At 63.9% G+C, this 16,848-nt stretch carries 11 protein-coding genes; 2 read left to right on the top strand and 9 right to left on the bottom strand.

The window, feature by feature from the left end; genetic code table 11:
- Positions 1–53 precede the first annotated feature (53 nt).
- Genes trbL through trbE form a run of 3 tightly spaced genes read right to left on the bottom strand, consistent with a single transcriptional unit; the run spans position 54 to position 4,314 of the window.
- Positions 54–1,094 (bottom strand): P-type conjugative transfer protein TrbL, encoded by a 1,041-nt coding sequence (gene trbL / locus ACQR07_RS23990; RefSeq protein ID WP_434904581.1) that lies wholly within the window; start codon positions 1,092–1,094, stop codon positions 54–56.
- Positions 1,095–1,147: 53 nt separating this feature from the next.
- Positions 1,148–1,876, bottom strand: coding sequence for a P-type conjugative transfer protein TrbJ (gene trbJ, locus ACQR07_RS23985; RefSeq protein ID WP_434904580.1), 729 nt, complete (start codon positions 1,874–1,876; stop codon positions 1,148–1,150).
- Positions 1,873–4,314 (bottom strand): conjugal transfer protein TrbE, encoded by a 2,442-nt coding sequence (gene trbE, locus ACQR07_RS23980; RefSeq protein ID WP_434904595.1) that lies wholly within the window; start codon positions 4,312–4,314, stop codon positions 1,873–1,875. Before trbE ends, trbJ begins: the two co-directional genes overlap by 4 nt.
- Before the next feature lie 525 nt (positions 4,315–4,839).
- Here trbE and ACQR07_RS23975 point away from each other — a divergent pair.
- Positions 4,840–5,340 carry a GrpB family protein gene (locus tag ACQR07_RS23975; protein WP_434904579.1) on the top strand — a complete coding sequence of 167 codons (501 nt, stop codon included), beginning with the start codon at positions 4,840–4,842 and terminating at the stop codon, positions 5,338–5,340.
- A gap of 247 nt (positions 5,341–5,587) precedes the next feature.
- On the opposite strand, the gene ACQR07_RS23970 is transcribed toward ACQR07_RS23975, so the two are convergent.
- The 6 genes from ACQR07_RS23970 to ACQR07_RS23945 all read right to left on the bottom strand — a co-directional run bounded on the left by ACQR07_RS23970 (position 5,588) and on the right by ACQR07_RS23945 (position 13,661).
- Entirely contained in the window at positions 5,588–5,908 is a 321-nt protein-coding gene (locus tag ACQR07_RS23970; RefSeq protein ID WP_006611602.1) for a DUF736 domain-containing protein, read from the bottom strand.
- Between the two features lie 542 nt (positions 5,909–6,450).
- Positions 6,451–6,918: a hypothetical protein gene (locus ACQR07_RS23965; protein WP_434904578.1), complete on the bottom strand. Its 468-nt coding sequence runs from the start codon at positions 6,916–6,918 to the stop codon at positions 6,451–6,453.
- Positions 6,919–7,102: 184 nt separating this feature from the next.
- Positions 7,103–7,387 carry a toprim domain-containing protein gene (locus ACQR07_RS23960; protein WP_434904577.1) on the bottom strand — a complete coding sequence of 95 codons (285 nt, stop codon included), beginning with the start codon at positions 7,385–7,387 and terminating at the stop codon, positions 7,103–7,105.
- Positions 7,288–9,060 (bottom strand): ParB/RepB/Spo0J family partition protein, encoded by a 1,773-nt coding sequence (locus ACQR07_RS23955; RefSeq protein ID WP_434904576.1) that lies wholly within the window; start codon positions 9,058–9,060, stop codon positions 7,288–7,290. The genes ACQR07_RS23960 and ACQR07_RS23955 overlap by 100 nt, the downstream gene beginning before the upstream one ends.
- Before the next feature lie 110 nt (positions 9,061–9,170).
- The gene (locus ACQR07_RS23950; protein ID WP_434904575.1) at positions 9,171–10,127 is read right to left on the bottom strand and encodes an ArdC family protein; all 957 of its coding nucleotides are present in this window, start codon (positions 10,125–10,127) and stop codon (positions 9,171–9,173) included.
- 246 nt (positions 10,128–10,373) lie between these two features.
- Positions 10,374–13,661, bottom strand: a complete 3,288-nt coding sequence (locus tag ACQR07_RS23945) for a DEAD/DEAH box helicase (protein WP_434904574.1) — start codon at positions 13,659–13,661, stop codon at positions 10,374–10,376.
- 820 nt (positions 13,662–14,481) lie between these two features.
- Here ACQR07_RS23945 and ACQR07_RS23940 point away from each other — a divergent pair.
- Positions 14,482–16,755, top strand: a complete 2,274-nt coding sequence (locus ACQR07_RS23940; protein WP_434904573.1) for a CRISPR-associated endonuclease Cas3'' — start codon at positions 14,482–14,484, stop codon at positions 16,753–16,755.
- Positions 16,756–16,848: the final 93 nt, after the last annotated feature.

Below are 16,848 nucleotides of genomic sequence, written 5' to 3'. Positions count from 1 at the left end.
GCCGAAGGCGGGGGCGCGTCTCGCGCCAGCCTTGAGGCCGGCCGATCGCCGGCCTACCTCAAAGCACAGTTGCTCTCACGCAATGGACTCGTGGCCGAGCCCGCCGCATCAGCTCCGCGGCCACTGTTGCTTATGAGGCTCGACGTGCCAGAGCGCAGCGATGCAGCGGTTCGCGTCGAGCCGGAGATTGCACCACCCGCGAGCCCTCCTGCTCCAGCAAGAAGCCCTACGCCGGCCACAGCCAGACCACCGGCTGCCAAGGACGCGCCTGCGACGTTGCCGGCGCCAAGCTGCGGGCCACCGGACACCAAGCCATTCGCAATGCCGGGCCCGAACAGCCCAAGGCCAAGCAGCGACAGCGATCCCAGCACCAACGCCATTGCGCTGTCGATGGTCGGCGGATCGCCGCCGCCCGCTTGCGTCAGCTGCGCAAAGAGCGAGGAGCCGACGCCGGAGATGACGGCAAGCACCAGCACCTTGATGCCCGAGGACATGACATTGCCCAGCACGCGCTCGGCCGCAAACGCTGTCTTGCCGAACAGACCGAACGGGATCAGCACGAAGCCCGCGAGCGTCGTCAGCTTGAACTCGATCAGGGTCACGAAGAGCTGGATGGCGAGGATGAAGAAGGCCAGCAGCACGACCAGCCAGGCAAACAGGAGAACCGCGATCTGCACGAAGTTCTCGAAGAAGCCGACATAGCCCATCAGGCTCGATATCGCCTGCAGCAGCGGCCGCCCGGCATCGAGGCCGACTTGGGCGATTTTTCCAGGCCGCAGGAAGTCGGCGGTCGATAGCGCCGATCCGGAGGCTTTCAAGCCAAGGGCAGCGAAGCTCTCGAAGACGACGCGCGCCAGGCTATTCCAGTTGCCGATCAGATAGGCGAAGACGCCAACGAACAGGGTCTTTCTCACGAGGCGCGCGATGATGTCGTCCTCGCCACCCCAAGCCCAGAACAGCGCTGCCAGGGTCACGTCGATTGCGACCAGCGTCGTCGCGAGATAGCCGACCTCGCCGCCGAGCAGCCCGAAGCCGCTATCGATCGACCGGGTGAAGGTCTCCAGGAACTGATCGATGATGCCCGTTCCGGCCATGGGCCAACCTCCCTCAAGCGACAGCCGAGCTCCCGCAGATCAGAGCTTCATCCTCAGTGAAACATCTGCACGTTGGATGGCTGGTAGCCCTGTCCCGGCGCGAGGAAGCGCCGGAGCTGCTCGCGCCCCTCGTCTTGGGCCGCAGCGCGCTGTGCGGTATCGAGGCTCTGGGCCCGTCCCTGAGCGGCCACCGCGGCCGTGAGATCGGCAAGCTGCTGCGCCTGCAGCGCCAGGATCTGGTTGCCGGCTTGGGTCACCTGCAGCGCGCCGCTCGCGCCCTGGCTGGCCGCGACCAGCGCCGCCGACTGGCTCTTGACCGTATCGAGGTTGCCGACCACGCCCGCCTGAACCTTGAGCGCATCCTGCAGCGCGGCCACCGACGTCTGCCAGCGCGCCTGCGCATTGCCGACGAGATCCTGATTTGACGTGTTGCCATTAGCCGGCGCGTAAGTCGTCGCGAAAGCGCGGTCGATCTGCTGGACGTCATAGGCCAGCCGCTGAGCCTGCCTGAGGAGATCCTGGGTACGCTGAATCGACTGCTGCAGCTGCGCCAGCGAGGAATAGGGCAGGCTCGCCAGGTTCTTCGCCTGGTTGATCAGCATTTGCGCCTGGTTCTGCAGCGACAGGATCTGATTGTTGATCTGCTGCAACTCGCGCGCGGCCGTCAGAACGTTCTGGGCATAGTTGTTCGGATCGAACACGACGAGCTGCGCCCGTAGCGGCGCAGCCGAGACCAGGACAAAGGCCACGGCTGACGCCGCCAAACCACACATCCGCCTCATGCCCGAATCTCCAGGTTGTCGAGGCTCGGAATGAGGTCGGCGGCCCAGCCGACATTCCGGTGTTGGAGCCAAGCCGCGGCAAATCCCTCCTTCCCGGCTGCCGCAAGAACGTCCGCAACAGCGGCCTGATCAGCCTTTGATGATACGGCGGCAAACGCAAGCCCGACCTCCCCCAGCCCGAGTTCAAACATGCGATTGCCGCGGCGCGACTGGCAGAAATAGTCGCGCTTCGGCACGGCCCGGCTCAACAGCTCGATCTGGCGATCGTTCAGCCCGAAGCGGCGATAGATCGCCGTGATCTGAGGCTCGATAGCGCGCTCATTGGGAAGCAGGATCCGAGTGGGACAGCTCTCGATGATCGCTGGCGCGATCGGCGAACCGTTGATGTCGGAGAGAGACTGGGTCGCGAAGACGACGGAGGCGTTCTTCTTGCGCAGGGTCTTCAGCCACTCCCGCAACTGTCCGGCAAAATCGGCATCATCCAGTGCCAGCCAACCCTCATCAATGATCAGAAGCGTCGGGCGGCCATCGAGGCGCTGGGCGATCCGATGGAACAGATAGGCAAGTACCGCAGGCGCTGCGGCTGTCCCGATCAGCCCCTCCGTCTCGAAGGCCTGGACTGATCCATCGCCAAGCGCCTCGTGATCGGCATCCAGCAGGCGGCCATGCGCGCCATCGAGGCAATAGGGCTTGAGCGCTCGCTTGAGGCTGTTGGACTGCAGCAGCACGGACAGCCCGGTCAGCGTACGCTCCGCCACGGGCGCCGACGCCAACGAGGTCAGAGCTGACCACAGATGCTCCTTGGCCTCCGGGGTCACGACAATCTTCTCGTGCACCAGGATGCTCATGATCCAATCGACGGCCCAGGCGCGCTCGCCGATATCGTCGATCCCGGCCAAGGGCTGCAGCGCGACGGCGGCCTCCGTCTCCGCCGACAACGCGCCACCAAGATCGTGCCAATCTCCACCCATGGCGAGAGTAGCGACACGCATCGAGCCGCCGAAATCGAACGCGAAGATCTGCGCGCCGGGATAGCGGCGGAACTGGAGAGCCATCAGCGCCAGCAGCACCGACTTGCCCGCTCCGGTCGGGCCCACGACCAGCGTATGGCCGACGTCACCGACATGCAGCGAGAAGCGGAACGGTGTCGCGCCTTCCGTCCGGCCGAACAACAGCGGCGGCGCTTTAAGATGATGATCGCGCGTCTCGCCGGCCCAGACCGCCGACACCGGGATCATATGGGCCAGGTTCAGCGTCGACAGCGGCGGCTGTCGGACATTGGCGTAGACGTGACCTGGGAGGCCGCCGAGCCAGGCTTCAACAGCGTTCACACTCTCGGCCATACAGGTGAAGTCGCGCCCCTGGATGACTTTCTCGACCTGCCGCAGCTTCTCGTCCGCCCGTCCCGGGTCAGCATCCCAGACGGTCACCGTCGCTGTGACATAGGCCTGACCAACGTCGTCGGATCCCAAATCCTGCAGGGCCGCGTCGGCGTCGATAGCCTTGTTGTGCGCGTCGGTATCAACCAGGCTCGCCGCCTCACTGGTCATGACCTCCTTCAGGATCGCCGCGAGCGACTTGCGCTTCGCGAACCATTGCCGGCGGATCCGCGTAACAAGCTTCACAGCATCCTGCTTGTCCAACATGATCGCGCGCGTGGTCCAGCGGTAGGGAAACGCAAGCCCGTTCAGATCGTCGAGAATCCCCGGCGTGGTGGCAGAGGGAAAGCCGATGATGGTGAGGATCCGCAGGTGGACTGATCCCAGCATGGGCTCGAGGCCGCAGGTCAGCGGCTGGTCGGCGAGCAGCCCATCCAGATGCATCGGGATTTCTGGAACCCGGACCCGCTGGCGCTGCGTCGAGATCGTCGAATGCAGATAGCTCAGTACCGCGTCGTCACCGAGCCAGCCGCATTCCGGCATGAAGCCGGCAATCAGCTGCAGGATGCGGTCGGTACGGTCGATGAAGCTGCGCAGGATTTCGCGGCCGTTGACGCCATCCGATTGCGGCCGGCCCTCACAGAGCACGCGCTCGGAACGAGCGACGTCTTCGCGTGGCGGCAGGTACAGAAACGTCAGATAGTAGCTCGACTCGTAGTGCGCCCCCTCCTCCTCGAATTGCGCCTTGCGCTCGGCGTCGACCAGCGCGGATGCCGCATCCGGAAACCTGCAAGGCGGATAAGCTCCCGCCGAATGCCGCTGCGCCTCGACGAAAATCGCCCAGCCCGATCCGAGCCGCCGGAGCGCATTGTTGAGACGGGCCGCCACGGCGACAAGCTCGGACGCGACAGAGCTTTCCAGATCTGGTCCCCGGAAGCGCGCCGACCGCTGCAGCGAGCCGTCTTTGTTGAGGACCACACCTTCATCGACCAGAGCGGCCCACGGCAAGAAATCCGCGAGCCGGATATTGGTGCGGCGATATTCGGCGAGATTGAACATGGCTGTAGATCCTGATGTGCAATCTCTACTCGATGACCAAGAACGCCGATGCGACCTGTCTCGACCTCCAACATGGACGCCATACGCATGAGCTCGCAGCCTACAGGGTCCAATTGATTTCGCACAGGCCACTCTACGAGCAAGACGGACTTCAGTCCCTACTACGATTTGGTGTCGTACCGGGTCCGGGCCAGAAGCGTTGCGTTTGGTCGAGCCCCTGTGAGTCAAATTCCCAAAACTGGGGGCCGCATCACACGCTACGAACTCGCCGACTATGAATGGACTGCCATAAGGTTGACGCTGCCGAACAAGCCGCGCAGCATTCCTGGGGTCAACGACCAACGTGTCCTGGGAGTATGCCCGAGACTTGGCCTGGTAATCGCATCTTGGCAAGTAGCGGGCATCCCATCTGGAGCGGTCGGTCAATGGGGAGAGGGTGATTGAATGGTCTTTCCGCATGGTCTGGTTATGGTCCAGCCAACGCTTGTCGTTGTCCGGAATCTATGTCTCGGCTAACGTTTACGCATGCCGCTCACTAGCCCCATACGGCCTTACGATCCGAGATGGCCGCAAGAATACGCGAGCGAGGAAGTTCGCCTGCGACCTATCTTCGGCACGGCGTTGGTGGAAATCCATCACGTCGGGAGCACGGCCGTACCCGAACTGGCTGCGAAAGGTGAAATCGACATACTTGCGGTGATCAATCCAGGCGGCACGGTGGAAGATTGGACCCGATCGTTTGAAGGTTTAGGCTACCGACGCGGAGGTGACCTGTCCCAGGACCATCATTTCTTCAAACGCGATGTCGCCGGCGTCCGCACACACAAGCTCCATATCTGCCTGAAAGGTCACGCACAAATCGCCAGAATGCTGCGTTTTCGCGACCACCTGCGACGACATCCAGCGGATCGGATGAGATACCAAGAACTAAAGCTTAAGCTCGAATTGGAGAATACTGGCGGCATTCAAGAGTATCTCGCAGCAAAGGATCCATTCATCTGCGCAATTCTCGCGGGACTCGATTAATGGTGGTTGGCTCCCGGAGCAAATTCGGAGGCGCCATCCTGGAATGCACCAAGTCTTTTCCTGGCTCGCCGCGGACCTTCCGGTCGGCGCTTGCGACGTCGGCTCGTGGCTAGGTTCGTACATCGGAATTCACCGATTGGTGTCAGCGATCGAGCCTTGAAGGGCTAGGCTCGGCGAGCTTGGACCTTGTCCGACCCTGGTCGATTGCGCCCCGCCCGGTGTACCCGAGCGGGACGCGATCGCCTCCTCACTCCGCGGTCTTACGCGGCCGCGACCAGAGGAGCGTGTAGCCCTCGCCGCCTTCGTCGTCGAACAGGTTGGCGTAGATCGGGGCGTTGAACGAGGGGTCGTCAAGCTTGAGCGAGAGATAGTCGCGTCCCTCTTCGGAGCGGCGGGCCCAGGCGGCGCCGATCTCGACCCGGCCGGCGTAGACGCGGTGGCTCGGCGCGTTCTCGCTGGAGCGGTTGGCTTCGGGGACGATGCGGACGCCCTTGGCCTTGAGGCTCAGGGTGATGATCTCGCCCTGGAAATCGTCGCCGACCTTTTTGAAGGAACCGATGGAAGCCATGTTGTCTCTCCTTGGCTGGTTCGGGCCGCGACCACCGCGGTCTCGATGGCGCATGTCGGGCCGAAGGCGATCGGCGGCGCACCCGAAGGGCTGAAGCGGCAGCGGAGGACGCCGCCGGCCAACTTTCTTGTCCCGCGAGGAATGGGCGGCTTCGCCCAGGGGAAGAAAGTTGGCCGGCGGCGTTGCGCTCAGGCGATCGAGGCGCAGCCGGTCTTCGGACAGATCAAGCCATCAAGAGGCAAGGTGCGTCGCGAGCCGATCAGTTGCAGGAGAGACATGGCGACCCACAGCATACAAGACGTGCCACGGTCCAGGCGTATGATCAGAAATCCCTGTAAAGACTAGCGCGTGCCAATCGAGGTCCCGTGTCCGCGACTGCCCAACGCGAGGTACCTATCTCTTCCGCCGGAAGGCTCGTTCCGCCGCGGGCTCAATTTTCCAGAGCGACGCGCCCGCCTCCACTCAGCCGGTCACATCCCGCCTTTCAACCGCCTCATCGCGGACTGCTCAAGCCACAGGCGGCTGGGCTGCGCAACCCAGGTTCACAGCCGTGAGGAGTGGAGAGGCCGATCGATGTCCGGCTCGGACTGCAACGGACGAAACAGGTCGTTATGGAGCAACTGCTGCAGAGCGTAGCCGGCGACCAGGAGCGCACCCGACCATCCAATGATTTCGTGCCAGAACGGTGAAGGCTCGGCAATCAAGGCTGCGGCCCCAAACGCGACTTGCCGACCAGCCATCGCTGCCGGGATGAGAAACGCGGCTGCCACAAGCCCGCGTAGCAGCAAGGATGTCGAAGAGGCGAACAGGGCGCGGCCGATCGCCAAGATAAGAGCTGCCGCGGTAATGTCGGCCAAAATCGCCACGCCAACTCCGAAGCCGGCATTCAGGACCGTCATGCCAACGGTGACCGCGACGAAGAACGGCAGAGCATGAACCGCAAGCTTGAACAGCGCTCGGCACAACAGCCCGACGCTGACCAGTCCAAGGATGAGAGCAATTGCGAGCATGGCGGTGGCCTCCGTGCAAAGCTGTGACGGGATGCGCCTTCCGCCATTGCCGGACCGGGCAGGCTGCCGTCCGATCGCCTCTGAAGAAGGCCCCGGCGCGCTTTCGGAGGTCACAGATGAGAAGGCTTTTGTCCGGGCGAGAGGCGACGAGTGCAGCGCCACCAAGGTGCATCCAGGCTATGCCTCAAGCCTTGCCCCCATCCACGAAGCGCGCGGCATCCTCGGGCAAGAGCTGATGTCGTACCGCACCGCGGAGCTGGGCTTTCCCAAGAAGCCGCAGATCCTCGTTGAAGTCCTCGAGACGAGGACACAACGCGATCGCCTCGATGCCGGCATCGAGCGCCCGTGCGGTCAGTACTTCAGCGGCAGTCATGCCGGCACGATCTGCATCGACAGCGACATAGACATGCGCCCTTGATGCACCCGGTTGGCCGGCTCGGAGATCGCGTTCACCGCCTGCGCTGCGCAATGCGCGAAGAGCTCGGCCTGCGCCGTCCCGTCCATCGCCGTCAGTGCCGTCCAGAGGTCCTTGTCGCTGGCAGGCAGCTTCGCCTTCCAGGCCGCGTGACGGGCGGCAATCGCCTTTGCCGGAATGCTGTCCTGTAGACCCGGCGGCTGCTCCGGAAAACTCGGGCTGCGCAGCGAGATCTCCAGGCAGTTGAGCGCGGAACCGAACGGATAGAACGTCGCCAGCACAAAGCTGTGCAGCACCGCCTGGAAGGCGACCTGCGGCTGCTGACCCAGCGCATCGCGCAAAGCGAGCGTGCGATAGGCCGAGAGCTCGCTGATCAGCCGGTCCGGCAAAGGCCGTTCGACATCCTCCCCTTCCTCATCGGGCACATCGCTCTGGCCGCCGCCGATCACGATCGTCGGCGCCGTTGCCCTGCCCTCCTCATCCGGAATGCCGGTCCGGCCATCGCCCTCCGTCCCAGCTTCGGCATCCGGCTGGTCACTCGTCGCGACCGCCTCATCCTCCGGACGAACGAAGCCGCGGGAGACCCGAAGACGGCCCTCGGAGTCGATGCTGACGAACACGCCGGCGCGCGCCTTCTCTGCCGCATCGAAGATCATGGGCCGTTCCTCGAAGGATTGCAGCGCCTCCTCGATCTCACCGAGGCGCCGATCGACATCCTCTGGCAGCTCCTCGACCTGACCATAGTCCGCTTCCAGCTTGGCCTGTTCGGCCCTGAGAGCTTCGATTGCGGCCTGCTCGCCGGCGGTGAGCTCGGCCGGCTCTCCCTGAAGCTCGCGCAAGCCATGGGTATGCCCGAACGGGAAGTCGACGGCGGCAGCGATCCACTTCCAGCCCTCGGCGCCGATCCGCTCGGCTTCGGAGTGCAGCTTCTCCGCCACGAGGCGATCGAGCAGCGCGACATCCTGCAGCCAACCACCGTCATCGGCCTCGAAGAGATCGCGCAGCACCAGCCCGCCCGCAGCCTCGTAGGCGGGGAGCCCGACAAATTGGACCCTGCGATCGAACGCCCGAACCGTCTGCTCCGTGAGCTGGCGGCGAATCTGGTACGGCGCATCACAGCCGGAGCGGCTGACCTTGTCCCAGACCTCCTGCTGGCGCGCATGATCGGCCGTGACCGTGAAGGCCATCAGCTGCTCGAGCGTCATGCCGTCGGCGGCGTAGACATCGAGCAGCGCTGGCGAGACAGCGGCCAGCCGCAAGCGCTGTTTGACGACCGCGACCGCCACGAAATGCCGCGCCGCGATCTCCTCCTCGCTCATGCCGCTGTCACGCAGCGCCTGGAACGCGCGGAATTGATCGAGGGGATGCAGACCGATGCGCTGGTCGTTTTCGGCGAACGAGTCATCCAGGGCCGAACCGGAATCGCGTACCACGCAAGGCACGGCCTGCGTCTTCGTCATCCGCTTCTGCTTCACGAGAAGCTCGAGCGCCCGGTAGCGCCTGCCGCCCGCAGGCACCTCGAACATGCCGGTCTCCTTGCCATCATCACCGAGCACGGCGCGGACGTTCAAGCTCTGTAGCAGCGTCCTCTCGGCGATGCTCTCCGCCAGCTGTTCGATCGAAACGCCGCCCTTGATCCGGCGGACGTTGGACTGGCTCAGGACGAGCTTGTTGAAGGGAATGTCGCGCGACGGCGACAGCGTGATCTTCTGGGTAGCCTTGGTCATCGGTCGTTCTCCACGACGGGCGGCCCAAGAACCTCTCTCTCAGACCTTCACCCGTCGCAGAGCACCTCTCGCCCTCTTGCTCTTCTCCACGCGTCCCCCGAGCGCCGCACTTAGGCAGCGTCGCAATCCTCTCCGCTCGTGACGCCCTGCCCAGCCGCATCAGGTGCAAAGCCGAGGAGATAGTCGGCCACACGGCTCGCCTGGCTCGCTGCTCGGACGATGGCGCGATTGTCCTCGCGCAGGACATCGAGCCAGGTGCCGATATAGTCGGCATGGCGCACGGTGGGAACGATGCCGAGCGCGGCGCAGCTGAAGGCGGATGTGATTTCAGCGATCAACTCCTCGAAGGCATATTGGCTGCTGCCGAACCGGCCCGAGAGATCGCGGTTCAGCCGCGACGAATGCCCACTTGCATGGGCCAGCTCATGCAAGGCTGTGCGGTGCCAGTTGATCGGCTCGAAGAAGGCGGCAGGTGGCGGCACCTGCACGAAATCCTCCGCAGGAGCATAGAACGCCCGGTGACCGCCGATCCGAAAGTCGACGCCGCTGTTCGCGATCAGCGTCTCCACCACGGGCTCTACCGCTCCCGGCGGCGGCGGTGGCGCCGCGGTCGCGAGCTCCTCGGGCAAGCCGTCGCATTGGTCGGTGTTAAAAACGGTGAACCGCTTCAGAAACGGAATCGCCTGCGCCTCCTCACCCACCTCGCGGGCACGCTGCCGCTCATCGGAGGGGACAAAGCGATCGGCATAGACTAGGCTGACACCGCGCTCACCTTTGCGAACATGGCCGCCGACAGACAGCGCCTGCCGGAACGTTAGCCAGCTTTGGCCGGCAAATCCGTGCTCGATCACGGCGCCCCAGAGAATCAGGACGTTAATCCCGCTGTATGGCCGCCCCGTCGTCGCATTCCTAGGCAGGGCAAGCTGAGCCTTCGCTGCTTGCGTTCCCCACGGCTGAACCCAAGGCACGCGCCCGGCCTCCAACTTGCCGATGATCTTGGTCGTGATCTCCTCATAGAGGCTCGCCCGGCCCTCACCGGCATGCGCTCGAACTCTCCGTCCGTGCATCGCGGATCTCCGCGACGGGCGCGGCGGAACTCTCTCGCCGCTTCCAACCCGTCACGGCCAACCCGGCCTGCACTCTGACTCTAAGGGCGCCTCGCCCTGCATCCGCCGACAAGCCACAGCGCCCACCCGGCCCACAGATGCTCACCCAGCACGCTGGCAGATTGCCTGACGGGTTCAGAACAAGGCAGGCACCCAACTCCGCGTCGACAAAGAGCTCGATCCGACTTGGGTGCGCACCTCTTGATGCTAGTCTTCCAGCAGATCCAGAAACCGTTCGACCCTCTGCAGGACAGGTTCACCACTTCGCTCCGTATAAATCACCCGGTTGCCGTCCCGTTGCAGCAGGCGCGAATACGATTTCCGGATCTTCCCTGGAAGCCGCGTCGCGGCAATCGCCTCCGGCCCGACATCCAGACGCATGATGCCGCGGTCACGGCAACTGACCCGCAGCCGGGCCACGGCGAAAAAGTTGCAGGCCGGCGGCGGCAACGTGCCGAAGCGGCGCTGCGTTTCGTCCTCGAGCTCCTCCAGTTCGTCATCCGTCCGGCATCGTGCCGCCCGCGCATAGATCTCGAGCCTGACCGCTTCCGACTGCACATAGTCCGAGGGAAGCAGCTCGACGATCGGCAGGTTCAGCTCGGGAATCCAGAGAGCGGACATCCCGTCGCGGTCGCCCTCCAAAGCCAGCGTCAGCAGATGGCCATAGAGCGTCGGGCCGAACACCTGCACGTGACCGGACTGGCGATCCGACAGCATGTCGCCGCCCCCACGGAGATCGAGATCGCGCGCGCTGATGGCGAACCCTGCTCCCGGACGATTCAGTTCCTCGAGCACGGACAGCCGCTGCTCCGATCGGTCTGAGCCGCCGTCGGTGAGAAAATGCGCGAACGCCCGGATGCCACCGCGTCCCACGCGGCCGCGGAGCTGGTGCAGTTGCGCCAGACCGAATTTTTCCGGCCAGCACACCACGATGGTGTTCGCCCTGGGGATATCGAGCCCGCTTTCGACGATATTGGTCGCGAGCAGGACGTCGGCCTTGCCTTCGACGAATGCCATCAGCCGCTCGTCGATCTCGTCTGTCGGCAGCTTGCCGTGAAGCGAAATGATCCGCAGCTCCGGCGCCAGCGTGTGAATGCGGGCCAGCATGGGATCCAGATCCTGGATCCTCGGACAGATCAGAAAGCTCTGCCCGTTGCGGCGATGCTCGCGCACCAGGGCGGCCGCGATCGCGATATCCGACAGCGGCGCCACCTTGGTCACGACCGGAACACGATGCACGGGCGGAGTCGCAATCACGCTGAGATCGCGGAAGCCGGTCAGGCCCGCTGCCAGCGTCCGCGGGATGGGCGTGGCGCTCATCCAGAGCCGGTGGCCGTTCTTGTTGAGGCTCGACAACATGGCCTTGTCGGCCGCGCCGAAGTGCTGCTCCTCGTCGACGATGATCAGCCCGAGATCGGCAAACTTGATCTCCTTCGATGCGAGCGACAGCGTCCCGACGACGACCTTGAGCTCCCCGCTCTTCAGGCCCTCTCGCACCTTGCGCGCCTCGGCGGTCGAGGCGATGCGCGACAGATTTCCGACCTCGATGCCGAGCGCCGCAAATCGCTTGCGGAACGTCTCGACATGCTGCCGCGCCAGCACCGTCGTCGGGACGACGATCGCGACCTGTTTTCCGGCCAGAACGGTGGCTGCAGCGGCGCGCAACGCCACCTCGGTCTTGCCGAAGCCGACGTCGCCGCAGACGATCCGGTCCATCGGATGACCCGACGCCAGGTCATCCAGAACATCGCGGATGGCCTGAGCCTGGTCAGGCGTGGTGAAATACGGGAAGCGCGCGACGAATTGCTCGTAGCTCGCCGGCCGCGGCACCAGCTTCGGCGCCGGCCGCCGCAGGCGCTGGCTTCTCTGCTTGGCGAGCTCCTTGGCGACGACATGGATCTCGGTCTCGGCAGCGGCCCGCCGCGGCCGCCAGGAACTGCCATCGGCCTTGTCGAGCGAGGTGTCGCCGAGCTCAGCCGCGTATGGCCAGATCAGCGCCAGCTCCGCAAGCGGCACCAGGACCGCATCGTTCCCGGCGAACACCAACCGCACCATCTCACGCGCGGAGACACCGGCACTGCCCATCGACCGCAATCCGCCGAGCCGGGCCAATCCACGTTGCAGATGCACGACCACCGATCCAAGCTCGGGCAGGTCCACAGATTCGAAGCCGGGCGTCCAGGCCCAGTTCACAGGCTGCGGCTGATGCGCCCTGCTGCCGAACACATCGGAGGCGGTGATGACGACGATCGGCTTCCGTCCAGGCACAACGAAGCCAGCGTCGAACCCGGCCAGCAAGGCCGCTTCCCGCCTGCCTCGCGCGGTGACCTGCGCCCAATCGGCGGCACGTTCAGCCTTGATCCCGCTCATGGCCGCCATGAGCCGCAGATCCGCCTCGACCGCAGCCGCAAACACTAGCCGCGCATCACCACGCTGCGCGTCCTCGACAAAGGCGCGCAGCGCCTTTCGTGGCGCGGCTTCCTTGAAGAACTCCGGTGTCGCCCGGTAGGGCGCTGTCGGTGACAGCAGCGTCATCTTCTTCGCCGCCAGTTCCCATTCGCGGCGGCTCACATACGCACGATCACGCTCGGCGCGCGGAGCGGCATCCTCGATCGTGCTCAGCCAGATGTCCGCATGCTTGGGGACCTCGGCGTCGCCGATCCATTTGGCTCGCGCGCAATAATCGAACAGGCTGGCTTTGTTCCGAGCCCGTTGCTTGCCCGCGAGTCGCTCGGACATCGGATCGATCTGAAGCTCCTGGAGCTCGGAAATCACCTCCTGATCGATCGGATTGAAGGCGGCAATCCGCCGTATCTTGCAGCCGGAATGCTCGATCCGGAACGGGCCGCGCGCGCCGGCCGGAAAAATCTCGAAGGTGTTGCCGTGGAACAGCACACCGCCGGGATAGTCCGGGCTATCGTCAAGGTCATATCCGAGCCCACCAAAACGCGCCTCGAGCTGCTGTTCGGAATAGGCGCCGCCGACCCGCAACTGCATCCCACTGCCCGACCAATCCGCCGGCAGCGGAAGGCGCTCCATCAGCGCCTCCACCGTCGTGATCAGCAGGAGCGGTGTCTTGGCGCTTGCAAGACGCCTCAACACCGCGCTTCGCCTGCCCGCGATGTCACGCGACGGCGCGAGCAGATCGAACGGCAAGGTGTTCAGCCGCGGATAGACGAGCACTTCACATTCCGGCTCGAGCACCTGAATGACGGATGCCAACCGCTCGGCTCTGCGCTCATTCTCGGCGAGAAACACGAGCCCGCTTCGACCGGCCGCTTGCCACTGCTCCTTGAGGTGCAGCGCCAAGAGTCCCAAAGGCGATGCCGAGGACACGGCAAGCCTCGCAACGGCCTTCTTGGGCGCCTCTGCCCGCTTCTTGCGCGGAACCGATGTCTTTGCTGCGGTGGTATGCTTCGGTGACGTCGTCTTCCGCTGCACTGAGCTGCGGGCATTGCGAAGGACTGAGCGCAAAGATGAGAACTCGTGTGTCATTGAGGGCGCAGGGAGCAGAACCCAGTGAATCTGATGATAACTATCGGATTCGGATGCTCAAGGGCACCTAAGAATCTTCAACGGGCCAATTCGTGCGTTTCGAATAACCGAGCCGAAGCGGAGCAAACGCAGAAATGGCACCCGCAGGGGGGTCAGCATAGCGGCCACAGCGTCAGCGGTGGGACCCGGGACCGAGTGCAGTCGCGAGACCGGTTAACAAGGCACCCGCGTTCGGGACAGTGATAGCGGTGCCGCGCAGCGACAGTCCCGGACGCGAATGCCTCCGGCGAGCGACACCGTGGACGACGAATTCATTTCTAGATTTCCATCTTCGATGCACTGATTGAGCTTATTGGGCTATGATTCTCGAATGGCCTACGGTTTGCGGCGATGAGAGTCCGATCCAGGTCGTCGGCAAGACGCGGCGACCGATCCCGGCAAGGCCGGGACAGATCGAGCGCTATGATTGTGAGTATCGACGCAATGGCACAGCCAATCCCTTTGTGCTCATCGACGCGAACCATCCGCCACGCAGGCGTGAGAGTGGCGAAGCATGGCGACGCCACCAACTTTGCTGAGAGCATGCGCCAAACTCGTCGACGTGCACGCACCATAGGCAGATCGCGTTGGTGTGGTGCTCGACAATCTGTCCAACGTACAGCCGACTGCAAGGCAAGAAGCAAAACCTCGGCCGAGGGAGCAGTGGAAGCGCCCTACCTTCGAACAATCCCGACCACGCACCGCAACATATACCAAACTTGATGGACCACTGACCTTATGTAACAATAATCTCCTAAACTTTTTTATTCGGCATTTTTCGATGTTCTTTGCTCATTCGACGTCGGCGTTAGACCGGTCTGACTGGCAGCCCCTACTTGACCATCTGAAACAGGTCGCGGAACTCTCGGCAGCGCGCGGACAAAAATTCGGAGCAGGCTCGGCGGCGGCTTTGGCAGGCTGGCTGCACGATCTCGGAAAGTACGCGCCAGCGTTCCAGCGCTACATTCAAGGGCGTGGTCCCAGCGTGGACCATTCGACCGCCGGTGCCCAGCTTCTGATGCAGGATGCCCAGTCCGGTGATCGATCGGACCAGGTCATGGCTCAGCTGATGGCCTTCATCGTCGCAGGCCATCATGCCGGGCTTCCAGACCGGCAAGGCAGCTCGGGCAGCCTCGATCAGCGCCTGCAAAAGGCAATCGAGACTCTCGATCCCACCTGGCATGCGGAGATCGTTGCGAACCGACGCGGCCTGTTTCCCGATCCGTTTCACTGGCATCCGGAAAAGTCCCGCCATGCGTTTCAGCTCTCGATGCTGGGCCGCATGATGTTCTCGTGCCTGATCGACGCGGATCGCATAGACACCGAGCGCTTCTACGCGGCCGTTGAAGGGCGGCAAGTCGACAGGAGCTGGGAGACGCTGCCGGACATCATCGGGCGGCTGATCACCGCGCTCGATTCACACATGGCCGGCATGAGCGTCCGCGATACGCCAGTGAATCGCTTGCGCGCCGAGATCCTGACCCATGTTCGCGCCAAGGCCGGCGCTCCGCGGGGCTTGTTCACGCTCAACGTACCGACGGGCGGCGGAAAAACTTTGGCCTCGCTCGCCTTTGCGCTCGATCACGCCCGCCATCACGGCATGGAGCGAATCATTAGCGCGATTCCGTTTACCTCGGTGATTGATCAGACTGCCAGCATCGTTCGCGGTATCTTCGGCGAGGACGTCGTTCTCGAACACCATTCGGCCATCGACGAGGAGTCGCTGGGTGGGCGCGAAGCTCGCGACAAGCTCCGGCTGGCGATGGAGGACTGGAATGCTCCCATCGTCGTCACGACCAACGTGCAACTGTTCGAAAGCCTGTTCTCGGATCGCCCGTCGCGGTGCCGCAAGCTGCACAACCTCGCCAATGCGGTGATCATCCTCGACGAGGCACAGACGATTCCACTGCATGTGCTGCATCCCAGCGTGGCTGCGCTCGACGAATTGGCGCGCAATTACGGCTGCTCGATCGTGCTGTGCACGGCCACCCAGCCCGCTTTGGCGTGCCCGGATTTCGCAGGCGGCTTCGAGCTGGCGCCCGACAGAGAGCTGGCGCCGGATCCCACCGCGCTACACGGCGCGTTGCGACGCTTCCGTCTAGAACTCGCCGGTGACATGTCTGACGACGACATCGTGGCGGCACTGACAGGACACGAGCAGGCGCTCGTCATCGTCAACAGCCGCGCCCACGCGCTCGGCCTGTACCAAGCGGCGAAGACCGCGGGGCTCGCTGGCCTCGTCCATTTGACGACCCGGCAGGTGGCCGCGGACCGTCGCGCAATCCTCGCGGAGATCCGGCAGGAACTCCATCAAGGCCGTGCGTGCCGGGTCATCGCCACCAGCCTTGTCGAAGCAGGCGTCGACCTGGATTTCCCGCGCGTGTTTCGCACCGAGGCCGGTCTCGACCAGATCGCGCAGGCCGGCGGCCGCTGCAATCGCGAGGGCCGGCGCGCGCTGGAGCAGAGCATCGTGACCGTGTTTCGTCCGACAGAGGCTAAACCCCCGCGCGAGATCAAAGGGTTCATTGGCGACATGGGACGGATGCAGACCGCCCATGGCAACGACCTGCTGTCACCCGCGGCCATGCGCGATTACTTCGGTGAGGTCTATTGGCGCAAGGGACCGGACGGCCTTGATCGCATTCCGGCCAAGGACGACGATGGACGCGCAACCACGATCAAGACCATGGATGCGTTCCGGATCGGCTCCGGACTTGCCGCGTTTGCCTACCGCACGGTCGGGGAAGGCTTCCGGCTGATCGCAAGTGGCCTGCTGCCGGTGGTCGTCGCCAGTGACGACGAGTCGAGACAGACGCTGGCAGGTCTTCGCGGCGGCTGGCTTACGGCGGGAGCTGCAGCCCGGCGTCTCCAGCAGCACATCGTGCAAGTGCCCCCTAAAGCGCGGCAGGTTCTTATCGACAACGGACATGTCCGCTACGTCGAGGGCTTTGGCGATCAGTTTGCCGAGTTGATCACGCACAGTCTCTATTCGCGGGAGATCGGGCTGCATTGGGAGAATGCGGATTATCTCGGGATTGAGACAGCGATTATCTGATCGTTTCTGCAACCGCACGTATTGACCGCGATCTTCGTTCACTCTACGTTCTATTGCATTGCTCTGCTGGTTTCAGGCTACCTTTTGAGAAAA

It is taken from the genome of Bradyrhizobium sp. HKCCYLS20291 (genome assembly GCF_051167715.1).
Lineage (GTDB): Bacteria > Pseudomonadota > Alphaproteobacteria > Rhizobiales > Xanthobacteraceae > Bradyrhizobium.
This window is presented reverse-complemented; position numbering and strand designations above follow the sequence as displayed.

What these genes read in the sequence shown, in the direction of transcription:
- trbL (WP_434904581.1), bottom strand. Translation starts at nt 1,094, where the DNA reads ATGGCCGGAACGGGCATCATCGATCAGTTCCTGGAGACCTTCACCCGG.
- trbJ (WP_434904580.1), bottom strand. Translation starts at nt 1,876, where the DNA reads ATGAGGCGGATGTGTGGTTTGGCGGCGTCAGCCGTGGCCTTTGTCCTG.
- trbE (WP_434904595.1), bottom strand. Translation starts at nt 4,314, where the DNA reads ATGTTCAATCTCGCCGAATATCGCCGCACCAATATCCGGCTCGCGGAT.
- ACQR07_RS23975 (WP_434904579.1), top strand. Translation starts at nt 4,840, where the DNA reads ATGCCGCTCACTAGCCCCATACGGCCTTACGATCCGAGATGGCCGCAA.
- ACQR07_RS23970 (WP_006611602.1), bottom strand. Translation starts at nt 5,908, where the DNA reads ATGGCTTCCATCGGTTCCTTCAAAAAGGTCGGCGACGATTTCCAGGGC.
- ACQR07_RS23965 (WP_434904578.1), bottom strand. Translation starts at nt 6,918, where the DNA reads ATGCTCGCAATTGCTCTCATCCTTGGACTGGTCAGCGTCGGGCTGTTG.
- ACQR07_RS23955 (WP_434904576.1), bottom strand. Translation starts at nt 9,060, where the DNA reads ATGACCAAGGCTACCCAGAAGATCACGCTGTCGCCGTCGCGCGACATT.
- ACQR07_RS23950 (WP_434904575.1), bottom strand. Translation starts at nt 10,127, where the DNA reads ATGCACGGACGGAGAGTTCGAGCGCATGCCGGTGAGGGCCGGGCGAGC.
- ACQR07_RS23945 (WP_434904574.1), bottom strand. Translation starts at nt 13,661, where the DNA reads ATGACACACGAGTTCTCATCTTTGCGCTCAGTCCTTCGCAATGCCCGC.
- ACQR07_RS23940 (WP_434904573.1), top strand. Translation starts at nt 14,482, where the DNA reads ATGTTCTTTGCTCATTCGACGTCGGCGTTAGACCGGTCTGACTGGCAG.